This is a genomic window from Pseudomonas fluorescens Q2-87, assembly GCF_000281895.1.
Taxonomy (GTDB): Bacteria; Pseudomonadota; Gammaproteobacteria; order Pseudomonadales; family Pseudomonadaceae; genus Aquipseudomonas; species Aquipseudomonas fluorescens_S.
The window spans coordinates 4,995,481-5,017,851 of sequence record NZ_CM001558.1; the positions used below are offsets into that span (position 1 = coordinate 4,995,481).

At 56.4% G+C, this 22,371-nt stretch carries 26 protein-coding genes and 1 tRNA gene; 9 read left to right on the forward strand and 18 right to left on the reverse strand.

Going from position 1 to position 22,371, the window contains the following annotated elements:
• Nucleotides 1-2 precede the first annotated feature (2 nt).
• The 8 genes from hscA to trmJ form a co-directional block, all read right to left on the reverse strand.
• Complete coding sequence (hscA, locus tag PFLQ2_RS05840; protein WP_003185151.1) at nucleotides 3-1,865, reverse strand: Fe-S protein assembly chaperone HscA; 1,863 nt, start codon at nucleotides 1,863-1,865, stop codon at nucleotides 3-5.
• Between the two features lie 50 nt (nucleotides 1,866-1,915).
• Complete coding sequence (gene hscB, locus PFLQ2_RS05835) at nucleotides 1,916-2,437, reverse strand: co-chaperone HscB (RefSeq protein ID WP_003185153.1); 522 nt, start codon at nucleotides 2,435-2,437, stop codon at nucleotides 1,916-1,918.
• An 8-nt stretch (nucleotides 2,438-2,445) separates the two neighbouring features.
• A complete protein-coding gene (gene iscA, locus PFLQ2_RS05830; RefSeq protein WP_003185155.1) occupies nucleotides 2,446-2,769 on the reverse strand; it encodes an iron-sulfur cluster assembly protein IscA in 324 nt (107 codons plus the stop codon).
• Between the two features lie 24 nt (nucleotides 2,770-2,793).
• Complete coding sequence (iscU, locus tag PFLQ2_RS05825) at nucleotides 2,794-3,180, reverse strand: Fe-S cluster assembly scaffold IscU (RefSeq protein ID WP_003185157.1); 387 nt, start codon at nucleotides 3,178-3,180, stop codon at nucleotides 2,794-2,796.
• 43 nt (nucleotides 3,181-3,223) lie between these two features.
• Entirely contained in the window at nucleotides 3,224-4,438 is a 1,215-nt protein-coding gene (locus PFLQ2_RS05820) for an IscS subfamily cysteine desulfurase (protein ID WP_003185159.1), read from the reverse strand.
• Between the two features lie 50 nt (nucleotides 4,439-4,488).
• Complete coding sequence (iscR, locus tag PFLQ2_RS05815; RefSeq protein WP_003185160.1) at nucleotides 4,489-4,980, reverse strand: Fe-S cluster assembly transcriptional regulator IscR; 492 nt, start codon at nucleotides 4,978-4,980, stop codon at nucleotides 4,489-4,491.
• 268 nt (nucleotides 4,981-5,248) lie between these two features.
• On the reverse strand, nucleotides 5,249-6,025 hold the full coding sequence (cysE, locus tag PFLQ2_RS05810; RefSeq protein WP_003185162.1) for a serine O-acetyltransferase: 777 nt from the start codon (nucleotides 6,023-6,025) through the stop codon (nucleotides 5,249-5,251).
• Between the two features lies 1 nt (nucleotide 6,026).
• On the reverse strand, nucleotides 6,027-6,797 hold the full coding sequence (trmJ, locus tag PFLQ2_RS05805) for a tRNA (cytosine(32)/uridine(32)-2'-O)-methyltransferase TrmJ (RefSeq protein ID WP_003185164.1): 771 nt from the start codon (nucleotides 6,795-6,797) through the stop codon (nucleotides 6,027-6,029).
• Between the two features lie 144 nt (nucleotides 6,798-6,941).
• On the opposite strand from trmJ, the gene suhB reads away from it, so the two are divergent.
• On the forward strand, nucleotides 6,942-7,760 hold the full coding sequence (gene suhB, locus PFLQ2_RS05800; RefSeq protein WP_003185165.1) for a type III secretion system regulator SuhB: 819 nt from the start codon (nucleotides 6,942-6,944) through the stop codon (nucleotides 7,758-7,760).
• Between the two features lie 305 nt (nucleotides 7,761-8,065).
• On the opposite strand, the gene PFLQ2_RS05795 is transcribed toward suhB, so the two are convergent.
• From PFLQ2_RS05795 to queA, 6 genes are all read right to left on the reverse strand, one after another.
• A complete protein-coding gene (locus PFLQ2_RS05795; RefSeq protein WP_003185167.1) occupies nucleotides 8,066-8,614 on the reverse strand; it encodes a glycine zipper 2TM domain-containing protein in 549 nt (182 codons plus the stop codon).
• 117 nt (nucleotides 8,615-8,731) lie between these two features.
• On the reverse strand, nucleotides 8,732-9,646 hold the full coding sequence (gene secF, locus PFLQ2_RS05790) for a protein translocase subunit SecF (protein ID WP_003185169.1): 915 nt from the start codon (nucleotides 9,644-9,646) through the stop codon (nucleotides 8,732-8,734).
• Between the two features lie 9 nt (nucleotides 9,647-9,655).
• Complete coding sequence (gene secD, locus PFLQ2_RS05785; RefSeq protein ID WP_003185171.1) at nucleotides 9,656-11,524, reverse strand: protein translocase subunit SecD; 1,869 nt, start codon at nucleotides 11,522-11,524, stop codon at nucleotides 9,656-9,658.
• Between the two features lie 65 nt (nucleotides 11,525-11,589).
• Nucleotides 11,590-11,928 carry a preprotein translocase subunit YajC gene (gene yajC, locus PFLQ2_RS05780; protein ID WP_003185175.1) on the reverse strand — a complete coding sequence of 113 codons (339 nt, stop codon included), beginning with the start codon at nucleotides 11,926-11,928 and terminating at the stop codon, nucleotides 11,590-11,592.
• A 44-nt stretch (nucleotides 11,929-11,972) separates the two neighbouring features.
• On the reverse strand, nucleotides 11,973-13,088 hold the full coding sequence (gene tgt / locus PFLQ2_RS05775) for a tRNA guanosine(34) transglycosylase Tgt (protein WP_192814269.1): 1,116 nt from the start codon (nucleotides 13,086-13,088) through the stop codon (nucleotides 11,973-11,975).
• A 14-nt stretch (nucleotides 13,089-13,102) separates the two neighbouring features.
• Complete coding sequence (gene queA, locus PFLQ2_RS05770) at nucleotides 13,103-14,152, reverse strand: tRNA preQ1(34) S-adenosylmethionine ribosyltransferase-isomerase QueA (protein WP_003185179.1); 1,050 nt, start codon at nucleotides 14,150-14,152, stop codon at nucleotides 13,103-13,105.
• A gap of 108 nt (nucleotides 14,153-14,260) precedes the next feature.
• Here queA and PFLQ2_RS05765 point away from each other — a divergent pair.
• Nucleotides 14,261-14,345, forward strand: a tRNA-Leu gene (locus PFLQ2_RS05765).
• Between the two features lie 374 nt (nucleotides 14,346-14,719).
• Nucleotides 14,720-15,049, forward strand: coding sequence for a hypothetical protein (locus tag PFLQ2_RS05760; protein ID WP_003185181.1), 330 nt, complete (start codon nucleotides 14,720-14,722; stop codon nucleotides 15,047-15,049).
• Nucleotides 15,050-15,157: 108 nt separating this feature from the next.
• Here the strand turns inward: PFLQ2_RS05760 and PFLQ2_RS28155 are convergent, their stop codons facing one another.
• Nucleotides 15,158-15,619, reverse strand: coding sequence for a hypothetical protein (locus PFLQ2_RS28155; protein ID WP_003185184.1), 462 nt, complete (start codon nucleotides 15,617-15,619; stop codon nucleotides 15,158-15,160).
• Between the two features lie 222 nt (nucleotides 15,620-15,841).
• Here PFLQ2_RS28155 and PFLQ2_RS05755 point away from each other — a divergent pair, with 222 nt between their 5' ends.
• Entirely contained in the window at nucleotides 15,842-16,162 is a 321-nt protein-coding gene (locus tag PFLQ2_RS05755) for a hypothetical protein (RefSeq protein ID WP_003185185.1), read from the forward strand.
• A gap of 45 nt (nucleotides 16,163-16,207) precedes the next feature.
• Nucleotides 16,208-17,011 carry a hypothetical protein gene (locus tag PFLQ2_RS28385; protein WP_152632820.1) on the forward strand — a complete coding sequence of 268 codons (804 nt, stop codon included), beginning with the start codon at nucleotides 16,208-16,210 and terminating at the stop codon, nucleotides 17,009-17,011.
• Nucleotides 17,012-17,094: 83 nt separating this feature from the next.
• Here the strand turns inward: PFLQ2_RS28385 and PFLQ2_RS30915 are convergent, their stop codons facing one another.
• Nucleotides 17,095-17,421, reverse strand: a complete 327-nt coding sequence (locus PFLQ2_RS30915; RefSeq protein ID WP_003185190.1) for a low molecular weight protein tyrosine phosphatase family protein — start codon at nucleotides 17,419-17,421, stop codon at nucleotides 17,095-17,097.
• On the reverse strand, nucleotides 17,418-17,612 hold the full coding sequence (locus PFLQ2_RS05745) for a hypothetical protein (RefSeq protein ID WP_003185191.1): 195 nt from the start codon (nucleotides 17,610-17,612) through the stop codon (nucleotides 17,418-17,420). The genes PFLQ2_RS30915 and PFLQ2_RS05745 overlap by 4 nt, the downstream gene beginning before the upstream one ends.
• 356 nt (nucleotides 17,613-17,968) lie before the next feature.
• On the opposite strand from PFLQ2_RS05745, the gene PFLQ2_RS29080 reads away from it, so the two are divergent.
• The 4 genes from PFLQ2_RS29080 (at nucleotide 17,969) to PFLQ2_RS30120 (ending at nucleotide 21,303) form a co-directional block, all read left to right on the forward strand.
• Complete coding sequence (locus PFLQ2_RS29080; protein ID WP_003185192.1) at nucleotides 17,969-19,468, forward strand: SIR2 family NAD-dependent protein deacylase; 1,500 nt, start codon at nucleotides 17,969-17,971, stop codon at nucleotides 19,466-19,468.
• A gap of 96 nt (nucleotides 19,469-19,564) precedes the next feature.
• The gene (locus PFLQ2_RS05740; RefSeq protein WP_003185193.1) at nucleotides 19,565-20,569 is read left to right on the forward strand and encodes a DUF2806 domain-containing protein; all 1,005 of its coding nucleotides are present in this window, start codon (nucleotides 19,565-19,567) and stop codon (nucleotides 20,567-20,569) included.
• 114 nt (nucleotides 20,570-20,683) lie between these two features.
• A complete protein-coding gene (locus tag PFLQ2_RS30115; RefSeq protein WP_152632822.1) occupies nucleotides 20,684-20,938 on the forward strand; it encodes a hypothetical protein in 255 nt (84 codons plus the stop codon).
• Between the two features lie 83 nt (nucleotides 20,939-21,021).
• Nucleotides 21,022-21,303 (forward strand): hypothetical protein, encoded by a 282-nt coding sequence (locus tag PFLQ2_RS30120; RefSeq protein WP_003185194.1) that lies wholly within the window; start codon nucleotides 21,022-21,024, stop codon nucleotides 21,301-21,303.
• A 233-nt stretch (nucleotides 21,304-21,536) separates the two neighbouring features.
• On the opposite strand, the gene PFLQ2_RS05735 is transcribed toward PFLQ2_RS30120, so the two are convergent.
• Complete coding sequence (locus PFLQ2_RS05735; RefSeq protein WP_003185196.1) at nucleotides 21,537-22,217, reverse strand: hypothetical protein; 681 nt, start codon at nucleotides 22,215-22,217, stop codon at nucleotides 21,537-21,539.
• Nucleotides 22,218-22,371: the final 154 nt, after the last annotated feature.

The window sequence follows — 22,371 nt, forward strand, 5'->3', positions numbered from 1 at the left end:
AGTTATTCCTCGATTTCATTCAGGTTGCGCCCCGCCAGGGCGGATTTAACCGTCGAGTCCAGGCGGCGGGCAGCAAAGGCATCGGTGACCTGCGACAGACGCTTGGTCTGCTGCTCGATGGCATAACCATCGGTGCCTTTGATCAATTCGGACAATTCCTGCATCTGCAGCTCGATGACCATGCGCTCTTCGGCGTCCAGCAATCGCTCGCCGTCGACTTCAAGGGCGCCTTGCACGGCTTCGATCAGGCGCTGGGCATCGACTTGCTGCTCACGCAGCACACGGGCCACCTTGTCGTCGCTGGCGTGCTGGAACGAATCCTTGAGCATCTTGGCGATTTCACCGTCGGTCAGGCCGTAGGACGGCTTGACCTGGATGCTTGCCTCGACGCCCGAACCGAGCTCGCGGGCGGAGACATTGAGCAAGCCGTCGGCGTCGACCTGGAAGGTCACGCGGATCTTCGCCGCACCGGCGACCATGGCCGGGATGCCGCGCAATTCGAAGCGCGCCAGGGAACGACAGTCACTGATCAGCTCACGCTCGCCTTGCAGCACGTGAATCATCATGGCCGACTGGCCGTCTTTATAGGTGGTGAAGTCTTGGGCGCGGGCAACGGGGATGGTGGTGTTGCGCGGGATCACCTTCTCCATCAGGCCGCCCATGGTTTCCAGACCCAAGGACAACGGAATCACGTCGAGCAGCAGCAGTTCGCCGCCCTCGCGCTTGTTGCCGGCCAGGGTATCGGCCTGGATCGCCGCGCCAATGGCGACCACCTGGTCCGGGTCGATTTCGGTCAGCGGCTGGCGACCAAAGGCTTCGGCAACAGCTTCACGAACGCGCGGCACACGGGTCGAACCGCCAACCATGACCACCGCTTTAACATCTTCGAGCTCAACGCCTGAATCACGTACCGCACGGCGGCAAGCCTTGAGGCTGCGGGCGACCATCGGCTCGATCAGCGCATCGAACGCTTCGCGCGTCAGTGAGGCTTTCCAATCACCGTAGGCCACTTCGACGGTCGCGGCATCGGTCAGCGCTTCCTTGGCGGCACAGGCGGTTTGCAGCAAGTGACGCTGGGCACCCGGATCGAGATCGGCGGACAGGCCCGCTTGTTCGATGATCCAGCCGGCAATGGCATGGTCGAAGTCATCGCCGCCCAGGGCGCTGTCGCCGCCGGTGGCCAGGACTTCGAAGACGCCGCCAGTCAGGCGCAGGATGGAAATATCGAAAGTACCGCCGCCCAGGTCGTAGATGGCAACCAGGCCTTCGGCGTGCTGGTCCAGGCCATACGCCACGGCAGCAGCGGTCGGCTCGTTGAGCAGGCGCAGTACATTGAGGCCGGCCAGCTTCGCCGCGTCCTTGGTGGCTTGACGCTGGGCATCGTCGAAATAGGCCGGGACGGTGATGACCGCGCCGACCAGTTCGCCACCCAATGCCGCTTCGGCGCGCTGACGCAAGACTTTGAGGATGTCTGCCGACACTTCCACCGGGCTTTTCGGGCCCTGGACGGTTTCGATGAACGGCATGTGGGATTCGCCGCCGACGAAGCGGTACGGCAGTTGCTCGCCCAATTGCTTGACGTCGGACAGACCACGACCCATCAAGCGCTTGACCGAGACAATGGTGTTCAACGGGTCGGTGGCGGCGGCCAGCTTGGCCGACTCGCCCACTTCGACGCGATCGGCGTGATAGCGCACGGCGGACGGCAGGATCACCTGCCCGCGCTCATCGGCCAGCGGTTCGGAAAGACCGCTGCGCAAGGCAGCGACCAGGGAATTGGTAGTACCCAAGTCGATCCCGACAGCCAGGCGACGCTGGTGCGGTTGTGGACTTTGGCCGGGTTCGGCGATCTGCAGTAGGGCCATCGTAATCAGGACTTATCTGTAATCAGGCGTGCGACCGGAGCGGCACTGGGTTAATCGTCGAGGCGCTCTTCGAGCTGGCGCACTTCGTAGGTGAGCTTGTCGAGGAACTGCATGCGCCGCATCAGGCGTTCGGCCTGTTCGCGTTGCGCGGCATCGTTCCAGCAGGCTGCGAAGCTTTCGTTCAGTTCTTGCTGGGCGTCTTTCAAGCGCCGCTTGAATACCGCGACACCGGCCAGGTCGGCGCTGTCCTGCAGGTCCTCGAGTTCTTCGCGCCATTGCATCTGCTGCAAAAGAAACTCGGGATCGTGGACCGTGACCTCCAGAGGCAACTCATGACCGCTGATGGCGAGCAGGTAGCGCGCGCGCTTGGCCGGGTGCTTGAGTGTCTGGTAGGCCTCGTTGAGGTTCGCCGACTGCTCAAGCGCCCGCCGCTGCTCAGCTTCGGAGGCATCGGCAAAACGGTCCGGGTGGACACCACGGGCCAATTCCAGGTAACGCGCCGACAACTGGTCGAGGTCCAGCTGGAAAGCAGGCTGCAACTGGAACAACGCAAAATGACAAGGAGTACCCACAAGCTGCCTCAGATGTTGAAGCTTTCGCCGCAGCCACATTCACCGCGCACGTTGGGGTTGTTGAACTTGAAGCCTTCGTTCAACCCTTCCTTGACGAAATCCAGTTCAGTGCCGTCCAGGTACGTCAGGCTTTTCGGGTCGATGATCACTTTCTGACCATGACTTTCGAATACCTGATCGTCTTCGCCCACTTCGTCGACGAATTCCAGCACATAGGCAAGGCCAGAGCAGCCCGTGGTGCGAACACCCAGGCGGATACCCTCGCCCTTGCCGCGCCCTGCAAGGGAGCGCTGGATATGGTTAGCTGCCGCTTCTGTCATCTGGATAGCCATGGAAACTCCTTACCGTTACGCGGATCAGATCAAGCCTTTCTTCTGCTTGTAATCGCGAACGGCAGCCTTGATGGCGTCTTCAGCGAGTACCGAGCAGTGGATCTTCACTGGCGGCAGGGCCAGTTCTTCGGCCAGCTGGGTGTTCTTGATGGTTTCGGCTTCATCAAGGGTCTTGCCCTTCATCCACTCGGTGGCCAGGGAGCTGGACGCAATGGCGGAACCGCAGCCGTAGGTCTTGAACTTGGCGTCTTCGATGATGCCTTGCTCGTTGACCTTGATCTGCAGGCGCATCACGTCGCCGCACGCCGGGGCGCCGACCATGCCGGTGCCGACATCAGGATCCTGCGCGTCCATCTTGCCGACGTTGCGCGGGTTCTCGTAGTGGTCGATGACCTTTTCGCTATATGCCATTTGCTTCAATCCTCATCAGTGGAGTCGCTCTGGTGGCGACTTCTCAGTGCGCCGCCCATTCGATTTTCGAAATGTCGACGCCGTCTTTGTACATGTCCCACAGCGGCGACAGAGCGCGCAGCTTGGTAACGGCCTCGCAGACTTTCTGCGCGGCGTAATCGATTTCTTCTTCGGTGGTGAAGCGGCCGAAGGTGAAGCGGATCGAACTGTGCGCCAATTCGTCGTTGCGGCCCAGGGCGCGCAATACGTAGGAAGGCTCCAGCGATGCCGAGGTGCAGGCCGAACCGGACGACACGGCCAGATCCTTGAGCGCCATGATCAGCGACTCGCCTTCAACGTAGTTGAAGCTCAGGTTCAGGTTGTGCGGTACGCGGGCGATCATGCTGCCGTTGACGTAGAGCTCTTCGAGGTGCTCGACCTGCTTGAAGAAACGGTCGCTCAAGGCCTTGATGCGCACGTTTTCGGCAGCCATGTCTTCCTTGGCTACGCGGAAGGCTTCGCCCATGCCGACGATCTGGTGGGTCGCCAGGGTGCCGGAGCGCATGCCACGTTCGTGACCGCCACCGTGCATGGTCGCTTCGATGCGAACACGCGGCTTGCGGCTCACGTACAGCGCGCCGATGCCTTTAGGGCCGTAGGTCTTGTGTGCCGAGAACGACATCAGGTCGACTTTGAGCTTGGACAGGTCGATGTCGACCTTGCCAGTGGACTGGGCCGCATCGACGTGGAACAGGACGCCTTTGGAGCGGGTCAGCTCGCCAATGGCTTCGATGTCGTTGATGGTGCCGATTTCGTTGTTCACGTGCATGATCGAAACCAGGATCGTATCGTCGCGCAGCGCGGCTTCGATCATGGCTGGGGTGATCAGGCCGTCTTCGCCCGGCTCGATGTAGGTGACTTCGAAGCCTTCACGCTCCAGTTGGCGCATGGTGTCCAGGACAGCCTTGTGCTCGACCTTGGAGGTGATCAGGTGCTTGCCCTTGGTGTGGTAGAAGTGCGCGACACCCTTGATGGCCAGGTTGTCGGACTCGGTGGCACCAGAGGTCCAGACGATTTCACGCGGGTCGGCGTTGACCAGGTCAGCGACTTGGCGACGCGCGTTTTCGACCGACTCTTCAGCCTTCCAGCCAAATACGTGGGAGCGGGACGCCGGGTTACCGAAGTTCCCGTCGACCAGCAGGCATTCGCTCATTTTTTGCGCGACACGCGGATCAACCGGGGTGGTCGCAGAGTAATCAAGGTAAATCGGCAATTTCATGGACTCTCTCCTAAATCAGGCTGGCTGGCGTTCCGCTTGCTCTGCGGCAGTCATTCGACGGCGGACGCTTCAATCTTGTCCAGGTGCGGCGCCTTGCTGTTGCAACGGCGCTGGTCCTGACGCTGGGCTACTTCTTGCACCTCACGGCGAGTTACAAGGTCAGCCAAGCTGATACCGCTCAGAAATTCGTGGATCTGCAGGCTGAGGTCGCACCACAAGTGGTGGGTCAGGCAAGTATCGCCGCCATGGCAGTCGCCAAGGCCCTGGCATTTGGTCGCATCGACCGATTCGTTTACGGCATCGATCACCTGGGCGACCTGGATGCCCTGCATGTCACGCGACAGCTGGTAGCCGCCACCGGGACCGCGAACGCTGGAGACCAGGTTGCTGCGGCGCAGCTTGGCGAACAGCTGTTCAAGGTAAGACAGGGAAATGCCCTGGCGCTCGGAGATATCGGCCAGGGACACCGGCCCGTGCTGCGCATGCAATGCAAGATCCAGCATCGCGGTCACGGCGTATCGGCCTTTTGTAGTCAGTCGCATGGACAATTACCACGGAGTTTCGGAATGGAGGCGAGTATGCAATTCCCGAGTATTTAAGTCAAGTATAAGACCTAGCGCATTACTCGGGTTTACCCGCGAAAGAGCGCGCGCATGATATCAAAGGTAGGCGACTAACGACCAGCTATACCGCGTTATCGTTCTTCGCGGGCAAGCCCGCTCCCACAGGGATCTCTGGCGAGAACACAACTCATGTACCACGCAGATCCAATGTGGGAGCGAGCTTGCTCGCGATGAGGCCAGCAGGGTTTCAGCTGGCCTGGCTTTCATCCTTGTCCTTCACACACGCAAAATCTTCCTCGCGCAGTTCAGGCAGGTCTTTGGCGCAGTAATTACTGCCCAAGTCCTTGAGGGCGCCGCACATCCCTTCCAGGCGCCCATCGACGGCCTGCAGGTGATCGAGCAATTGATTGATGGCGCGAGCGACCGGGTCGGGCATGTCTTCGCCAACACCGTAGGCATCGAAGCCGATTTTCTCGGCCATGGCCTTGCGCCGGGCGTCTTGCTCATCATCGGACTTGACAATGATTCGCCCCGGAATGCCCACCACGGTCGCGCCGGGCGGCACAGCCTTGGTGACCACAGCATTGGAACCGACTTTCGCCCCAGCGCCGACGGTGAACGGACCGAGCACCTTGGCGCCCGCGCCCACCACCACACCGTCTTCCAGGGTCGGGTGGCGCTTGCCTTTGTTCCAACTGGTGCCGCCGAGGGTCACGCCCTGGTACAGGGTCACGTCATCGCCAATTTCGGCGGTTTCTCCAATGACGATGCCCATGCCGTGGTCGATGAAGAACCGACGACCGACCTTGGCGCCTGGATGAATCTCGATGCCGGTCAGCCAGCGACCGAAGTTCGAGACCAGCCGCGCCAGCCACTTCCAGCCCATATTCCACAAGGCGCCAGACAGGCGATGGATCCAGATCGCGTGCATACCCGGATAGCAGGTCAGCACCTCAAAGGCATTGCGCGCCGCCGGGTCACGATGGAAAACGCTTTGGATATCTTCACGCAAACGTTCGAACATTTTATTTCTTCCGCTTAATCAGCTCGCCACGGGCCGCCTTCTGGGTTTCCGTGAGGATGCCGCGCAATATATTCATCTCCGCCCGGCTGACCGAGCTTCGTCCGTACAACCGACGCAGGCGCGCCATCAAATGTCGCGGCTTTTCCGGGTCGAGGAACTCGATGTCCACCAGGGTCTGCTCCAGGTGCTCAAAGAATCGCTCCAGTTCGTCCATGGTCGCCAGTGTCTCACTGCGCGGCGACGTGACCTCGGTTTTTTCGACCTTGCTGGGCTTGCCTTCGGCTGCCAGCCAGGCCATGCGCACTTCATAGCTCAACACCTGCACCGCCGCCCCGAGGTTCAAGGAACTGAACTCAGGGTCGGAAGGGATATGCACGTGAAAGTGACATCGCTGCAGCTCGTCGTTGGTCAGGCCGGAGTCTTCACGGCCGAACACCAGGGCAATCTCGAAGCCCTGCGCGGCCTCCTCGACCACTTTCGTGCCGCATTCGCGGGGGTCGAGCAGCGGCCAGGGGATGCGGCGGTCGCGGGCGCTGGTGCCAAGCACCAGGTTGCAACCCACCAGGGCGTCTTCCAAGGTGGCGACGACCTGAGCGTTGGCCAGGATGTCACCGGCGCCGGAGGCACGGGCGTCGGCTTCGTGATGGGGAAACAGGCGCGGTTCGACCAGCACCAGCCGCGACAAGCCCATGTTCTTCATGGCCCGCGCCGCTCCGCCGATGTTACCCGGATGGCTGGTATTGACCAGGACGACACGAATGTTCTGCAACAAGGGAGGCGCTCTCGAACACGATAAAGGGAGCAAATCTTACATAAGCACCTACCGTTAAGCTATGAAAGCGAACACCAACCTTCTCCTCGGAAAACTTTCTGATAGAATGCGCGGCTTTCTTTAACAACCTTAGGTGACACATCCATGCAGCCCATGCTGAATATCGCGCTGCGCGCCGCCCGCAGCGCCAGTGAACTGATCTTCCGCTCCATCGAGCGCCTGGATACCATCAAGGTCGATGAAAAAGACGCCAAGGACTACGTGTCCGAGGTTGATCGCGCCGCCGAGCAAAAAATCGTCGACGCCCTGCGCAAGGCTTACCCGAACCACTCCATCCTCGGTGAAGAGACTGGCATGCACGCCGGTACCGGCATCGAAGGCGAAGAATACCTGTGGATCATCGATCCGCTGGACGGCACCACCAACTTCCTGCGCGGCATCCCTCACTTCGCTGTCAGCATCGCCTGCAAATACCGTGGTCGCCTGGAACACGCCGTTGTGCTGGACCCGGTTCGCCAGGAAGAATTCACCGCCAGTCGTGGCCGTGGCGCCCAGTTGAACGGTCGTCGCCTGCGCGTCAGCGGCCGTACCAGCCTGGACGGTGCCCTGCTGGGCACTGGCTTCCCGTTCCGTGATGACCAGATGGATAACCTGGACAACTACCTGGGCATGTTCCGCGCGCTGGTCGGCCAGACTGCCGGTATCCGCCGCGCCGGTGCCGCCAGCCTGGACTTGGCTTATGTGGCTGCGGGTCGTTTCGATGCGTTTTGGGAATCGGGCCTGTCCGAATGGGACATGGCTGCAGGCGCCCTGCTGATCCAGGAAGCCGGCGGTTTGGTGAGCGACTTCACCGGCGGTCACGACTTCCTTGAAAAGGGCCACATCGTTGCCGGCAACACCAAATGCTTCAAGGCTGTACTTACCGCCATCCAGCCCCATTTGCCGGCTTCGCTGAAGCGCTAAGCAACTCGGCTACAGAAAAAGCACCTTTCGGGGTGCTTTTTTTATGTCTGCGATTACACCATTGAACACCCGGTGGCGAGGGAGCTTGCTCCCGCTGGACTGCGCAGCGGCCCCAAGATTTTACGGTCGCTGCGCAACCGAGCGGGAGTAAGCTCCCTCGCCACAATGGATTACATCCAAGAACATCGAGGCAAGCTGAACCCCCGCTTTCGCGGGCAAGCCCGCTCCCACAAGGATGGGGGGGGATGTCCGAAATCCGGGCACAAAAAAAGCACCCCGAAGGGTGCTTCTTCATACCAGCTGGATCACTGAGCCGGTTCGTTCTGGCCCAGGATCAGTTGGCCTTCCTTGTTCACCGGGATTTGGTTGCCCGGGTCGCGGTCCATGCGGACCTTGCCTTCTTTGCCGTCGAGCATGTAGCGAACGTCGTAGCCTACAACCTTGTCGCTGATGTCATTGACGGTGTTGCAGCGCGTTTGGGTCGTGGTGTAAGTGTCGCGCTCCTGCATCCCTTCCTGAATCTTGTTACCGGCATAACCGCCGCCGGCCGCACCCGCCACGGTGGCGATTTTCTTGCCGGTGCCGCCACCGACCTGGTTGCCCAACAGGCCACCGGCCAGGGCGCCGATCACGGTGCCGGCGATCTGGTGCTGGTCCTGGACTGGCTTCTGCCGGGTCACGGTAACGTCCTTGCACACTTCACGCGGGGTCTTGATTTGGGTCTTGACCGGCTCCACGGCCAGTACTTGCGCAGACTCAGGGCCACTTTTTACCAAGCTGTAGGTGGCGACCGCACCACCGGCTGTTACACCGACAGCACCCAATACCGCACCAACCAGCATCGATTTGTTCACTTGAACCTCCAGGGCATCACAAGCGGATTAATCCGCGCTTCTCCCAGCCTTGGAGCATAAAAAAAGGCGCGAGTTCAACTCGCGCCTTTTCAGCAGTGACGGAAGGAGCAACAGGCCTTACGGACGGTCGTCCACCTCTGTCTCCACGGCTGCAGGAGGAATCAGATCCTCAGTGCTCAGGTTCAGCCAGATCAACACAACGTTGGCGATATAGATCGACGAGTAGGTACCCGCCAATACACCGATGAACAGCGCGACGGAGAAGCCGAACAGGTTGTCGCCGCCAAAGAACAGCAGCGCCGCAATCGCCAGCAACGTGGAGATCGACGTCGCCATGGTCCGCAGCAGGGTCTGGGTGGTCGAGATGTTGATGTTCTCGATCAAGGACGCCTTGCGCAGCACACGGAAGTTCTCGCGCACCCGGTCGAACACCACGATGGTGTCGTTGAGCGAATAACCGATGATCGCCAGCACCGCCGCCAGCACCGTCAAATCGAAGGTGATCTGGAAGAACGACAGGATGCCCACGGTCACGATCACGTCGTGGATCAGCGAAACGATAGCGCCCACCGCGAACTTCCACTGAAAGCGGAAGGCCAGGTAGATCAGGATGCCACCCAGCGCCATCAGCATGCCGAGGCCGCCCTGGTCGCGCAGTTCTTCACCCACTTGCGGGCCGACGAACTCGACGCGCTTGACCTTCGCCGGGTTGTCGCCGCCAGCCTTCTGCAAGGCCTCGGCTACCTGGTGACCCAGCTGCGGGTCTTCACCCGGCATGCGCACCAGCAGGTCGGTGGTCGCACCGAAGCTCTGCACGATGGCATCGCTATAGCCCGAGGTCGCCAGCTGCTCACGCACCTTGGTGACATCGGCCGGACGCTCGTAGGTCAGCTCGATGAGCGTACCGCCGGTGAAGTCCAGGCCGTAGTTCAGGCCCTTGTGGAACCAGCTGAACAACGCCAGCACGGTAAGGAACAATGTGACGCCGAACGCAACGTTGCGAACGCCCATGAAGTTGATTGTACGTAACATGGCAGCCCCTTAAATCCACAACTTCTTGAAGTCACGACCGCCAAAGATCAGGTTGACCATTGCGCGGGTCACCATGATGGCTGTGAACATCGAGGTAAAGATCCCGAGGGACATGGTCACTGCGAAGCCCTTGACCGGGCCGGTGCCCATGGCGAAGAGAATCCCGCCGACCAGCAACGTGGTCAGGTTGGCGTCGAGAATCGCGGTGAATGCCCGGCCGAAGCCTTCGTTGATCGCACGTTGAATCGTCATGCCCGCGGCGATCTCTTCACGTATCCGCGAGAAGATCAGCACGTTGGCGTCCACCGCCATACCCATGGTCAACACGATACCGGCAATACCTGGCAGGGTCAGCGTAGCGCCCAGCAGCGACATCAGGGCCAGCAGCATCACCATGTTCACCGCCAGCGCGACGGTGGCGATGATGCCGAAGAAACGGTAGATGGCGATGATGAACAGCGAGACGAACAGCATGCCCCACAGCGATGCATCGATACCCTTGGTGATGTTGTCGGCACCCAGGCTCGGGCCGATGGTGCGCTCTTCAGCGAAGTACATCGGTGCAGCCAGGCCACCGGCACGCAGCAGCAGGGCCAGTTCCGAGGATTCACCCTGGCCGTTCAGGCCGGTGATGCGGAACTGACTGCCCAACGGCGACTGGATGGTCGCCAGGCTGATGATCTTCTTTTCTTCCTTGAAGGTCTGCACCGCGACGTCTTTCTCGACACCGTCGACCACTTGCTTGGTGTAGGTGGTAGTCGGCTTCTGCTCGATGAAGATCACCGCCATGCTGCGACCGACGTTGCTGCGCGTGGCGCGGCTCATCAGCTCGCCGCCGTGGCCGTCCAGGCGAATGTTCACCTGCGGACGACCCTGCTCATCGAAGCCGGCCTTGGCGTCGGTCACCTGGTCACCGGTGATGATCAGGCCGCGCTCGATCTGCGCCGCCGGGCGATTGCCCTCGCGGAACTCGAAGCTTTCGGTCGTGGCCTTGGAAGCACCCGGCTCAGCGCCGAGGCGGAATTCCAGGTTGGCAGTCTTGCCGAGGATACGCTTGGCTTCGGCGGTGTCTTGCACGCCTGGCAGCTCAACCACGATGCGGTTGGCGCCCTGGCGCTGCACGATTGGCTCGGCCACACCCAGCTCGTTGACGCGGTTACGCACCGTGGTCAAGTTCTGCTTGATGGAGTATTCACGGATTTCCGCCAGCTTGGCCGGGGTCATCGCCAGACGCAGCACCGCCTGACCATTGAGGTCGGCCGGCACAACATCGAAATCGTTGAAGTTCTTGCGGATCAGGCTGCGGGCCTGCTCGCGGGTATCGGTATCGCTGAAGCCCAGCTGGATGGCACCGTCGAGTTGCGGCAGGCTGCGATAACGCACGCGCTCTTTGCGCAACAGGCTCTTGACGTCGCCTTCGTAGACTTTCATCCGCGCGTCGAGGGCTTTTTCCATGTCCACTTCCAGCAGGAAGTGCACACCGCCGGACAAGTCCAGGCCCAGCTTCATCGGGTGCGCGCCGAGCTTGCGCAGCCATTGCGGAGTGGTCTGGGCCAGGTTCAAGGCTACGACGTAATCGTCGCCCATGGTTTTGCGCACCACGTCCTTGGCCGGCAGCTGGTCTTCAGCCTTGGTCAGACGCAACAGGCCACCCTTGCCGTTTTCGGCGATGGTTGCAGCCTTGACGTCGATCCCGGCAGCCTTGAGCGCAGCGCTCGCACGATCCAGATCGGCCTGGGTGACCGCCAGCGCAGTGCTTGCACCGCTGACCTGAATGGCCGGGTCATCCGGGTATAGATTGGGAGCGGAATAAATCAGACCGACCGCCAGCACCGCCAGGATCAGTACATATTTCCACAGAGGGTATTTGTTCAGCATCACGCCGCCCGCTTATGACGCGGGGCGCCTTGCGCGCCCCGTCGATTGAATAGAAGTTTGAAACCTTAGATCGCTTTCAGCGTGCCTTTTGGCAGCGTGGCCGCGATGGCGCCCTTCTGGAACTTCATTTCAACAGTGTCGGACACTTCCAGAACCACGAAGTCATCGGCCACTTTGGTGATCTTGCCCGCGATGCCGCCGGTGGTGACCACTTCGTCGCCCTTCTGCAGGCTGCCCAGCAGGTTTTTCTGCTCTTTGGCGCGCTTGGCCTGTGGACGCCAGATCATCAGGTAGAAGATGACCAGGAAGCCGACCAGGAAAATCCACTCGAAACCGCCGCCCATTGGGCCGGCAGCAGCAGGTGCAGCCGCGTCAGCCATGGCATTAGAGATAAAAAAGCTCATTTAGCACTCCAGTTGCAAGTATTGAATCTTAGGATCGGGAAAACTCAGTCCAAGGGCGGTACAGGCAACCCGCGCTTGGCATAGAAGGCCTCGACAAAGGCGGCCAATGTACCCTGTTGGATAGCCTCGCGCAAACCAGCCATAAGCACCTGATAATGGCGCAAATTGTGGATGGTATTGAGCATACTGCCGAGCATTTCGCCGCACTTGTCCAAATGATGCAGATAAGCGCGGGAGAAGTTCTGGCAGGTGTAGCAATCGCACGTCGGATCGAGCGGCGAATCATCATGGCGATGGAACGCGTTACGGATCTTCAGCACGCCCGTGTCGATGAACAGATGCCCATTGCGGGCATTACGGGTTGGCATCACGCAATCGAACATGTCCACCCCGCGGCGCACACCCTCAACCAGATCTTCCGGTTTGCCAACGCCCATAAGGTAACGAGGTTTGTCAGCGGGCATCTGGCCCGGCAGGTAATCGAGCACCTTGATCATTTCATGCTTGGGCTCGCCCACCGACAGGCCGCCGATGGCCAGGCCGTCGAAGCCGATCTTGTCGAGGCCTTCGAGGGAGCGCATGCGCAGGTCCTGGTGCATGCCGCCCTGGACGATCCCGAACAGCGCCGCCGTGTTGTCGCCATGGGCGTTCTTGGAGCGCTGGGCCCAGCGCAACGACAGCTCCATGGACACCCGCGCCACGTCTTCATCGGCCGGGTACGGCGTGCATTCGTCGAAGATCATCACAATGTCCGAGCCCAGGTCGCGCTGCACCTGCATCGACTCTTCCGGCCCCATGAACACCTTGGCGCCATCCACCGGCGAGGCGAAGGTCACGCCCTCCTCCTTGATCTTGCGCATCGCACCGAGGCTGAACACCTGGAAACCGCCGGAGTCGGTCAGGATCGGGCCTTTCCACTGCATGAAATCGTGCAAGTCACCGTGGGCCTTGATCACCTCGGTGCCCGGGCGCAACCACAGGTGGAAGGTGTTGCCGAGGATGATCTCCGCGCCGGTCGCGACGATGTCCCGTGGCAGCATACCCTTGACCGTGCCGTAGGTGCCCACCGGCATGAACGCGGGGGTTTCCACCGTACCGCGGGGGAAGGTCAGACGACCGCGACGAGCCTTGCCATCGGTGGCGAGCAACTCGAAGGACATGCGACAGGTGCGACTCATACTGTTTCCTCGGGTCCGCGTGGCGCGGGGTTACGGGTGATGAACATCGCATCACCGTAGCTGAAAAAGCGGTATCCATGCTCGACGGCGGCCTTGTAGGCGGCCATGGCTTCGGGATAACCGGCGAACGCCGAAACCAGCATCAACAGCGTGGATTCGGGCAAATGAAAATTGGTGACCAGGGCATCGACCACATGAAACGGCCGGCCCGGGTAGATAAAGATATCGGTGTCGCCACTGAACGGCTTGAGCACGCCATCGCGGGCGGCGCTTTCCAAGGAACGCACGCTGGTGGTCCCCACCGCCACCACCCGACCGCCACGCGCGCGACAAGCCGCCACTGCATCGACCACTTCCTGGCTGACTTCGAGCCATTCGTTGTGCATGTGGTGGTCTTCGATGCGCTCGACCCGCACCGGCTGGAACGTGCCAGCGCCGACGTGCAGCGTCACGAACGCGGTCTCCACGCCCTTGGCGGCAATCGCATCCAGCAACGGCTGATCAAAATGCAGCCCCGCCGTCGGCGCCGCCACCGCCCCCAGGCGTTCGGCGTACACGGTCTGATAACGCTCGCGGTCCGAACCTTCGTCCGGACGATCTATATAAGGAGGCAACGGCATATGCCCGACACGGTCGAGCAGCGGCAACACCTCTTCGGCAAACTCCAGCTCGAACAACGCATCATGCCGCGCCACCATCACCGCCTCGCCGCCGCCGTCGATGAGGATCGACGAACCCGGCTTGGGCGACTTGCTGGAGCGCACATGGGCCAGCACACGATGACTGTCCAGCACCCGCTCCACCAGAATCTCCAGCTTGCCGCCGGAGGCCTTCTGGCCAAACAACCGCGCCGGAATCACCCGGGTATTGTTGAACACCATCAAATCGCCCGGGCGCAAATGCTCAAGCAAATCAGTGAATTGACGGTGAGCCATGGCACCGCTGACCCCGTCCAGGGTCAACAGTCGACTGGCGCGACGCTCGGCCAGAGGGTGGCGAGCGATCAGCGAATCCGGGAGTTCGAAGGTAAAGTCAGCAACACGCATGATGGGGTTCGTCTAGCAGGGCCGGAAAGTCTAGCGGAATTATCAAAAATTCACCATGAAACGTGATTGACCAACGGTAGGCACCTCTCTATACTTCGCCGCCATTGAGCCCTGATGGCGGAATTGGTAGACGCGGCGGATTCAAAATCCGTTTTCGAAAGGAGTGGGAGTTCGAGTCTCCCTCGGGGCACCATCTTAAAGAAAGACCTTGAAATTCAAGGTCTTTTTTTTCGCCTGCAGGAAAGTAGTTTTTCGCGGCTAACGCAGATCCCAACCAATCCCCCACCCGCTTTTGTGGTGGGGGGGATAAATCACCGCTCCCCTTTGTGGCGAGGGGATTTATCCCCGCTGGGCCGCGAAGCGGCCCCAGAATACCCAACCTCATGGTGAGGAAGAGCGAGTGGTAAGGAAGAACCTGGGAGCAAGGAAGAACCCGGGGCGAGGGAGCTTGCTCCCGCTTGAGCGCAAAGCGCTCACAAAAATGTCACAGCCCCCACCGATGCTCCGCCTTGCAACGCCCAGTTGACCCACCGCCCCTCCTCACCCGCTGACAAAGGACTTCACCCCATGGAATTGCTACTGGAAACGGTCGCTCTTTACTCGCTGAAGCTGGCTTATGAGACGGAGGGGCATAGTCCGATTCTGCGGGATGATCCGTTGATGGGCGGGTGTGATCGGGAGGTTTTTGGGTTGTTGGTGCGCAGAGAAGACATCCAAGCTATCCAGGCGAAAGTGCAGCACTGCTTGGACTTGGCGCTGGAGGCGATTGGGGGAAGCAATACGATCTTGGGGCGGGAACTGAGTCGCTTGGCGGCGGATTTCGGCGCTGCTCGGGCAATGAAGCAGCTTGACGCTCCCCTCATAGCACTTAGGGATTATCTAAAAGATATCCAATGAGGAGAGGCCCATGGAGCTTCATGGGAGGCCGTCGCTTTCAATAACCTCCCAGGCCTCGCCAAACACAGGATTTCTGATCGTTCGGGCACGTAAAGAGTCGATCCCCAGTTACAAACCACTTACCGTAATGCAGAAAAGCAACTGAACATCGGCCATCGCGGACGTGGACTCGTATTCCTTTTGCGAAATACAAATAGTGTCCCTAGCCAAACGATACGCTTCCGACGGATTGAGCTTTGAAGTATCGACACCTTGATGCAGGGACGAATGCCCTAACCTGCGGTCCGGGTAGCGCAGCCAACCTTCCCACCCCAACAGCGATGCTCCCGCTGACTCCAGAAGCTCCAATGCTTTCATCGCTTGCACGTAAGGAAGAACCAGTTCGTTCTGAGATGCGGATAGCTGTTGCAAATCTGTCAGTGTCATCTGAAATCCTAGAGGTAAAGAGACGGGGAGCGAAAAGGTTCCCAACCGCGCACCGCAAAGCAACGAGGACCTGTAACAATCTTCCACGGCGAAGACGAACTCGTCGTCTGTCTGCGCGCCTAAACCGGATGCAAGCCATTTCATCCACAGCTCTTCTACGTAACCACGGAATGACTAAAAAATTGAAGGACTCAAATAGATGTCAATTTCAATAGGGGATTTTTCTACCCTTACGTAAAATTTCTCCACGGCGCTGCCTACAACCTGCACCAGATCCTGGAAGGTCTTGGCGTCGTATCATCGACCTTCACCGGGCGTAACGACGCCGGGCAAATCACCGGAACTTACTGGTCGCCCGATGAAGCCATGGTGATCACACTTGGCTATCTGATGATGCTGTCACTGCTGCTGATTCCCTTGCTGGCAGCAGCGGCCTTTACCGTGAGCAAAAAGCGAGGCGTGTTCATCTTCTTCGCGCTCTTGTTCCTACCCGGTGTGTTGAACTGCCTGGGCCTTTTCCCAATCATCAATTACCTGCCCATCCGTTACACCATCAACGGCGTTGGGAAGCTGGGCAGCGAAGTCGGGCTGATTCCCCTGTTGATGCTTTGCGCCCTCACCGGATGGGGTGTCATGGTTCTTGTTTATGACAACCTCAACCTCACCGAACGCTTCCGACAGCTCTAAGATCACTTCTGGTTTCCGCTGGCATTGGTCGCAGCGGTGTTCTTTGTGGCGGACAATGGCGCCAATGAAGACACCGCACTGCTGAAGGAGGCGACAGCGAGCATCCAGGACGCCAGCGCGTTCCTGTTGAGCCAAATCAGGCGCTACGATGATTACTGTAAGGCCAATGGCTTGGGTAGCCTGAAGTCGTGCCAGTGGAGCAGCGATTCACAGTGGACCTTTACTCACATCAAAGAAGGTGAAGCCAGCTACTTCATGGATTACGCACCGGACGACTCCAAAGGGTTCTACGCCGCGAATAGAAGAACCCTAAGCGATGAGGACGTGATCGCCATTCGCACAGAGATCAACGAGTACAACCAACGGCTGTGCCCCGTGAAGTACCTTTCTAATGCCATCTCGCGCTCATCGCCCCTCTCCAGCACCTGCGAGTACGTCCCCCGCGGCTATTGCTCGGTCAATCCTGATGGTCCGCCGGGACTTGTGGACAAAAATATCAGCAGCCACACCGTAGCCTTGGCCAGCGAATGCATCATTCCCTGGCTCGCCGGTGCCAAGCCTTCCTTGAAGCAGTTGTCGGCGCTAGTCAGCCAACATGACAAAGCCAAGAATCAGCGTTGGCTGTATTTCCTTGCTGTCGCTGTGGCGGTCGGAGCAAAAGTGGCCTTGGCGACTACCAAGCTGTGCTTGATTGATGCACGGTCTGCGGCTGATAGGCGTCGCGTTCTTAGGGCTGCACGGTATCGGCTGGGACAGTGTTTCCGGGTACTGAGGCGCTTGCTGGTCGGTTTCGGCCAATTTGCATGGTTCGCTGCGACACGCGTATCCAAGCTTCTCAAACGGGGGTAATACGGCGGGATCAACCTTCTACCGGTGACCGTTTCACCTAGCCATTGAGGAAAGGAGCAGCTCGTGAAGATTGCCCTGAATGCTCAAGTACACAGGTATGACGTCACCGCCTGCTCAAGCATGTCCACTAGCTCAGGATCCATGAAGCGATAGTCATCAGGAATATCCAGAACATGCAGCCGCTTGTGCTCAAGCAGCCGAGCGTACTCTGCCCGTAGACGATGCTCGTGCTTGCGCTCCATCACAAATATGACATCGGCCCACCGGATATCCGCTGGGCCGATAGGCTTGCGTGCATTGGGGCTGGTGCCCGCCGAACGAGCACCGAAACCAGGGCGCCGACGCCAGATCGCCTCCCCGGTAGGGCTACGCCATTGGTTACGACTGCAAACGAACAGGAGATTAGTCACTCTTGATCCAACAGATGGCGGGTGGTGCGGATGGGATAGCTCATACCGAGCTGACGCGCTCGGTGCAGCTTGTCCGCACGGGTGTAGATCAGCTTCCAGTTCTTTTCTGGTTTGAAGTCCTGCGGGCTAATCGCTTCGCGCCCATTGTGCTTGCGCGATTGCGCGCGTCTCCAGCTACGGGTTCTTTCCATGGTTGTTTCCTCGTGAGTACCGGGTTCAGCAGCCGCGGTAATACGAGGTGGTGGGATGGTAAGCGTGAATTGGGGTTGTGGCTAGTGTGGGCGGGTTTGGATAGAGGATCCTAACGGCTGTCGTTTCAGGATAAAGGTAAAGGAAACGGTGCCGATCTATTGCAAAATAAATAAATGCGCCCCCTCTTCTCTGCTCAGGGAGCCGTTTTATTCAGCTTTTCTCGCTCTGAAGTGAAGAGCAAGGGTCAACCAGCAATTTTCAAGCGCTTCTCCTCCCACCCAAAAGCCAATGAAAGGGGGTTGGAGACTAGCCTAAATTTGTATAGGATCGAAATATAATTGCAAAGGAGTGAATTATGTTCGAGCTTCCTGAAGGACCAACCCGCCAGCAGTTACTGGCCCACATTTCAGAATCAAGCATATATGGAAATTTATGCCTGTTCATAGGCGCGGGATTTTCTAAAGAACTAGTTGGTGAAGAGGCTCTTTCATGGGGGCAATTATTGCAGAAGGCTACAACAGAGCTTGAAATAGAATTTGATTTTGACAATCCCAATTTAATTGGCACGGGCTATCCGGAGATAGCCTCTTCTATTTGCCGAAAACATTCAGAAGCAAAAGGACTATCGATTACAAGCAGCATGTCTTCCTTGAAAGAAAAGGTTGCCGAGCTGACTTGCTGGTACCCAACGGATCAGAAAAAAACCGTATACGCTGACCATATTAGCAAATTGTCTCCCGCCTGGGTGATAACTACTAACTACGATTTAGTCATAGAGAGTTTGCTGCCGGGCGAGTCCATTACAATCGGGCCGGATCAGCCACTGGTTTTCCCCAAGGGACGCACACCCGTCTATCATCTTCATGGCGTACGTACGTACCCGGATAAGATTGTACTTTGCCGTGAAGACTATACCGCACTGTTCAGGCCTAATGAATATCGCCAGATAAAGCTAGCTCTGACACTAAAGGAATCTACAACAGTACTTTTAGGTTATGGACTAGGTGATGACAATGTTTTAACTGCTTTTGATTGGTCAAAAAATGTATTTGACGAAGTTATCAAGAGCTACCCCAATGAGACTATTCAGATAGTTCGGGTTAACACTCCAAAAAGTGATCCTTACCGAGGATATAACGGAGCTACAATTTTAGAGGTTTCCGGCTTGGCAGGATTCTTCGAAGAGCTAATGCCAATTGTCGTCCAACGGAGACAATTTCAAGATGAATTAATTAGGAAGCTACATAGCATTCGCGATCTGATGGTTAAATCTCCGCAAGACGCCGTAATTAATTTTATTGATGAGAAAAATTTCAGAGAAACAACGCTTTCATTTGTCAACAACAGCAATTATTCACCAATAATCGATGGCTTTATACCTTTTTTTGAGAAGTGCATTGATAAAACTTTCGAAAGATCAGCTGGGTACGGCGCTTTTCAAGGCTACGCGCAGGGCTTGACTATAGTACTTGATATTTTGGAAACCTATGGCGACGCCCATATGCCTCCGGCGCTATTTCATAAACTAGCACACGCGTTGAACAGACAAGCTCCATTCATTGGAAAAAAGAGCGGTCAGTCCCATGCAGCAGGTAAGACCTGGGATTACAGAAAAAACAATCTATCGAAACGGCAGTTACGAGAGCTAAAAATTTATGCACAAAGCAAAGGCTGGCATCATGTTGTTTTATTACTGAATCCCCTACTTACATCAGTAGAGGTGCTCGTCGCTCCCCCACTACCACCTCTATTATCGGGGGAAAGCGGCTCGATTACTGCACTTCCTAGTATAGCCTCACTCCAGGAGCCTCTTATTCCATTCACTCCGCCGCCTGCGAAATCAACATCCTCGTAATCTCAGGCGCCTGTAGCACTAACTATCAAGGCGATATAAACCTAGACCTATCGAAATAACCATAAAAACATAGCAACTATATCTAAAGGATGCGACATGGAAATCCCGGGTGAAAAATTAATCATTCGAATATGGGAAACACTTTCAGAAAAAGGCATCGGTGCAATCTTTAGGCCGAGCCTAGTACGTCGCGAAGGGGTAGCGAACATCGAGGTTCGACGAGCTGAGATGTTGGTTTTGGCTCAAGCTGAACGCGAAGTGAAAGAAATCCAAAGTGGACATAAGGATCTATCTGATTTCTCTTTAAAAATAAGCTTCATGGAAAAGAAGGAAAATAATGATCTTCTAGTTCGTACGGAACCCACTCTAAATCTTGAAACGCTGGCGCACGCATCCGAAAAACAACAAATCATAAATGCCCTGAGAAAAGAGATTAATGTTACCAAAGCAGTTTTGCATGCTGAACAAGCCGTAATCGATGATGGACAAGAACCGCCCCTGAGCAAAGTTGACACGGATTGGTTATTTAGGTGGCGCGACTACGTGGGAGATGTTTCCTTAAATGACATGCAAGAGCTTTGGGGCAGACTGTTAGTCAGCGAGATTAAATCACCTGGGAGATACTCACTTCGGAGCCTCGACTTCTTAAGAAACTTATCTCCAACCGAGGCAAAACTAATTGAGCGGCTATCAAGCCTAGTGGTGGAGGGTTTAATCTGGGAAGGAGGAACGGTAGAGCTTATTACTTTTGATGAGCTGCTTGAGCTAGAGAACCTTGGAGTTCTGTCCGGTGTGAGCGCAGGCGGGCTAGTAAATAATACATCTACGCAAAAATCAAATGATGGATGGGTGCGCATTTTAAGAGCATCCAAGAAGTGTTTAGTCGCCAGGCATACTGAAAATAAAATCATCAAACTACGCGGATACCGAGCAACAGCCCTTGGAGAGCAAATAATATCTGTAGGCCGATTGGACGACAACATCGAATATCTTCATAAAATTGGTACGCACTTGGTTACGGAAGGGTTCAATGTAATGATTGCCGATTACACTGAGGATGGCACATCGACCTTTTATACAAATGGCGTAAAAATCGGGTAGACACCATATAAAATTATAATAGAATCATCACCTCGCAAAAAAGACAAACTTACTGTCCAATAATAGACCCACCCGCCTCCCACTTAATTTAAACATCTTAATGAAGAGCAAATCATGCGCCCAACAATCGGAATATCTCATATTAGCCAGATAGAGACCGCAATATTTGACGATTTCGCTTCAGAAATATCCCATCCGGCGTTAGTTTTTGATATTGAGACCAGACCAGCTCCGGCCCCCTATGCTGCAATAGAGTGGCTAGTCCCAACAACTATAATACTATTTATTGGAAAAGCATACTTCGAGGAATTTTTAAAGGAAATGGGAAAAGACCATTACCACATACTAAAAAATCCATACAACGATTAACCAAGAGAACATTAAACCAACCGAGGATCGAACCAACGATCCTGAGTACACAGGGCAAATCCGATAAGAAAAATCCATACTCCATGGCTTTTTCTGTTGTAGCAGAAGGAAAAGACAACCACACCCTGAAGCTTTTATTAGAAAAAAGTAATGGGAACTCTAATTACGACAAAACCATAGAAAAATTTATTGACTTTATCCGCGACTATCATTTAACTGAAAACTCGGCAGCTGAAAGCGAGATTACAAAAAGCGAATCGTCGAATGGAATAATTCTAGTTCATTTAAATTCAGAGACAAATAAAATTGAATGGCTCGATCCTCTACCAGCCGATGTCCGAGCCAGGTTAAACAAAAAAGAATGACTTTTTTAATGAGCACATAAACCCTCAATAAATATGCTTTTTATTTTCGCTACTCCCTTACAACATTGAGCAGTGCAATTATGCATTAATTAAAAGTAGAAGGGGATTTAAAACTTCCTTTCTTAATCATTAAAACCTTTGGTGTAGGCCTGCTCAGCGGGATGCTTTACGCCGAGCCATAAAATCGATCAACTCTCTTACGACTGAGTCCGCCTGAGCATCCGAGCCTAGCTCTACTGCCCTAATCTCCTTACTTCTACCCCCTCATATGTCAATGGGACTAAACGCTTGTCCGCCTCTGCAGGCAACTCAGCGTGGTAAGTATCTCCGTCAACTTCAACAACAAAAGTTAGCCCTTTATAAATCACTACAAAATCAGGCTCGAGTCGATTATAAGTATTTCCTATCCGAACAAATACTGGAAGAGGTGCTACTGGAAGCCGAGCTTTAGTTAGTGCCTTGAAAAGCGTGACTTCTGCTTGTGACCGAAAGAGTAGCCCCTGATGTTGCTGTGAGGCAATATTATCGCTACGCACTCTACCTTGGTTTGTTACCCCATCCCCCTTCACGTAACGCATAGCCTCTTCACGCCACCCATATACCGCCTCCCCTACCCTAGGGGCAATAATTACTCCTTCTGAAGAGTCATTCGGAGTTGTGGAATAGAAAGGAATAATCACCTCAGCTATAGAGGCTTCTGTTGCCTTACGCTCGTCGTCTGACATTGCATAGAAAAGTTGTACGGGTAGCGAAATTAAAAACTGCCAATAATTAATCCCAAAATCCGAGCCTGATAGATCAACTTTGCAATCACCCGCGACGACCACGGCGATTGCGCGTGCGTCGCCCCGCATTTTCAGAGCATCGACCGCCGCAGCTGCTAGGTCTTCTGCGTTGAACGGGCTAAATACCATACCTTCCACCTTATAGGAGCACGGCTGGACCCTGCCGAGCTCCAGCTATTGTTGAGCTTGTATGATTGCTTATATCGGTCAAAAAGCACAAGTACTCGATAGCGGAACCAGTCCAGAATTAGTTTTCGGGCGGCTGCAACTCGTCATGCCACAG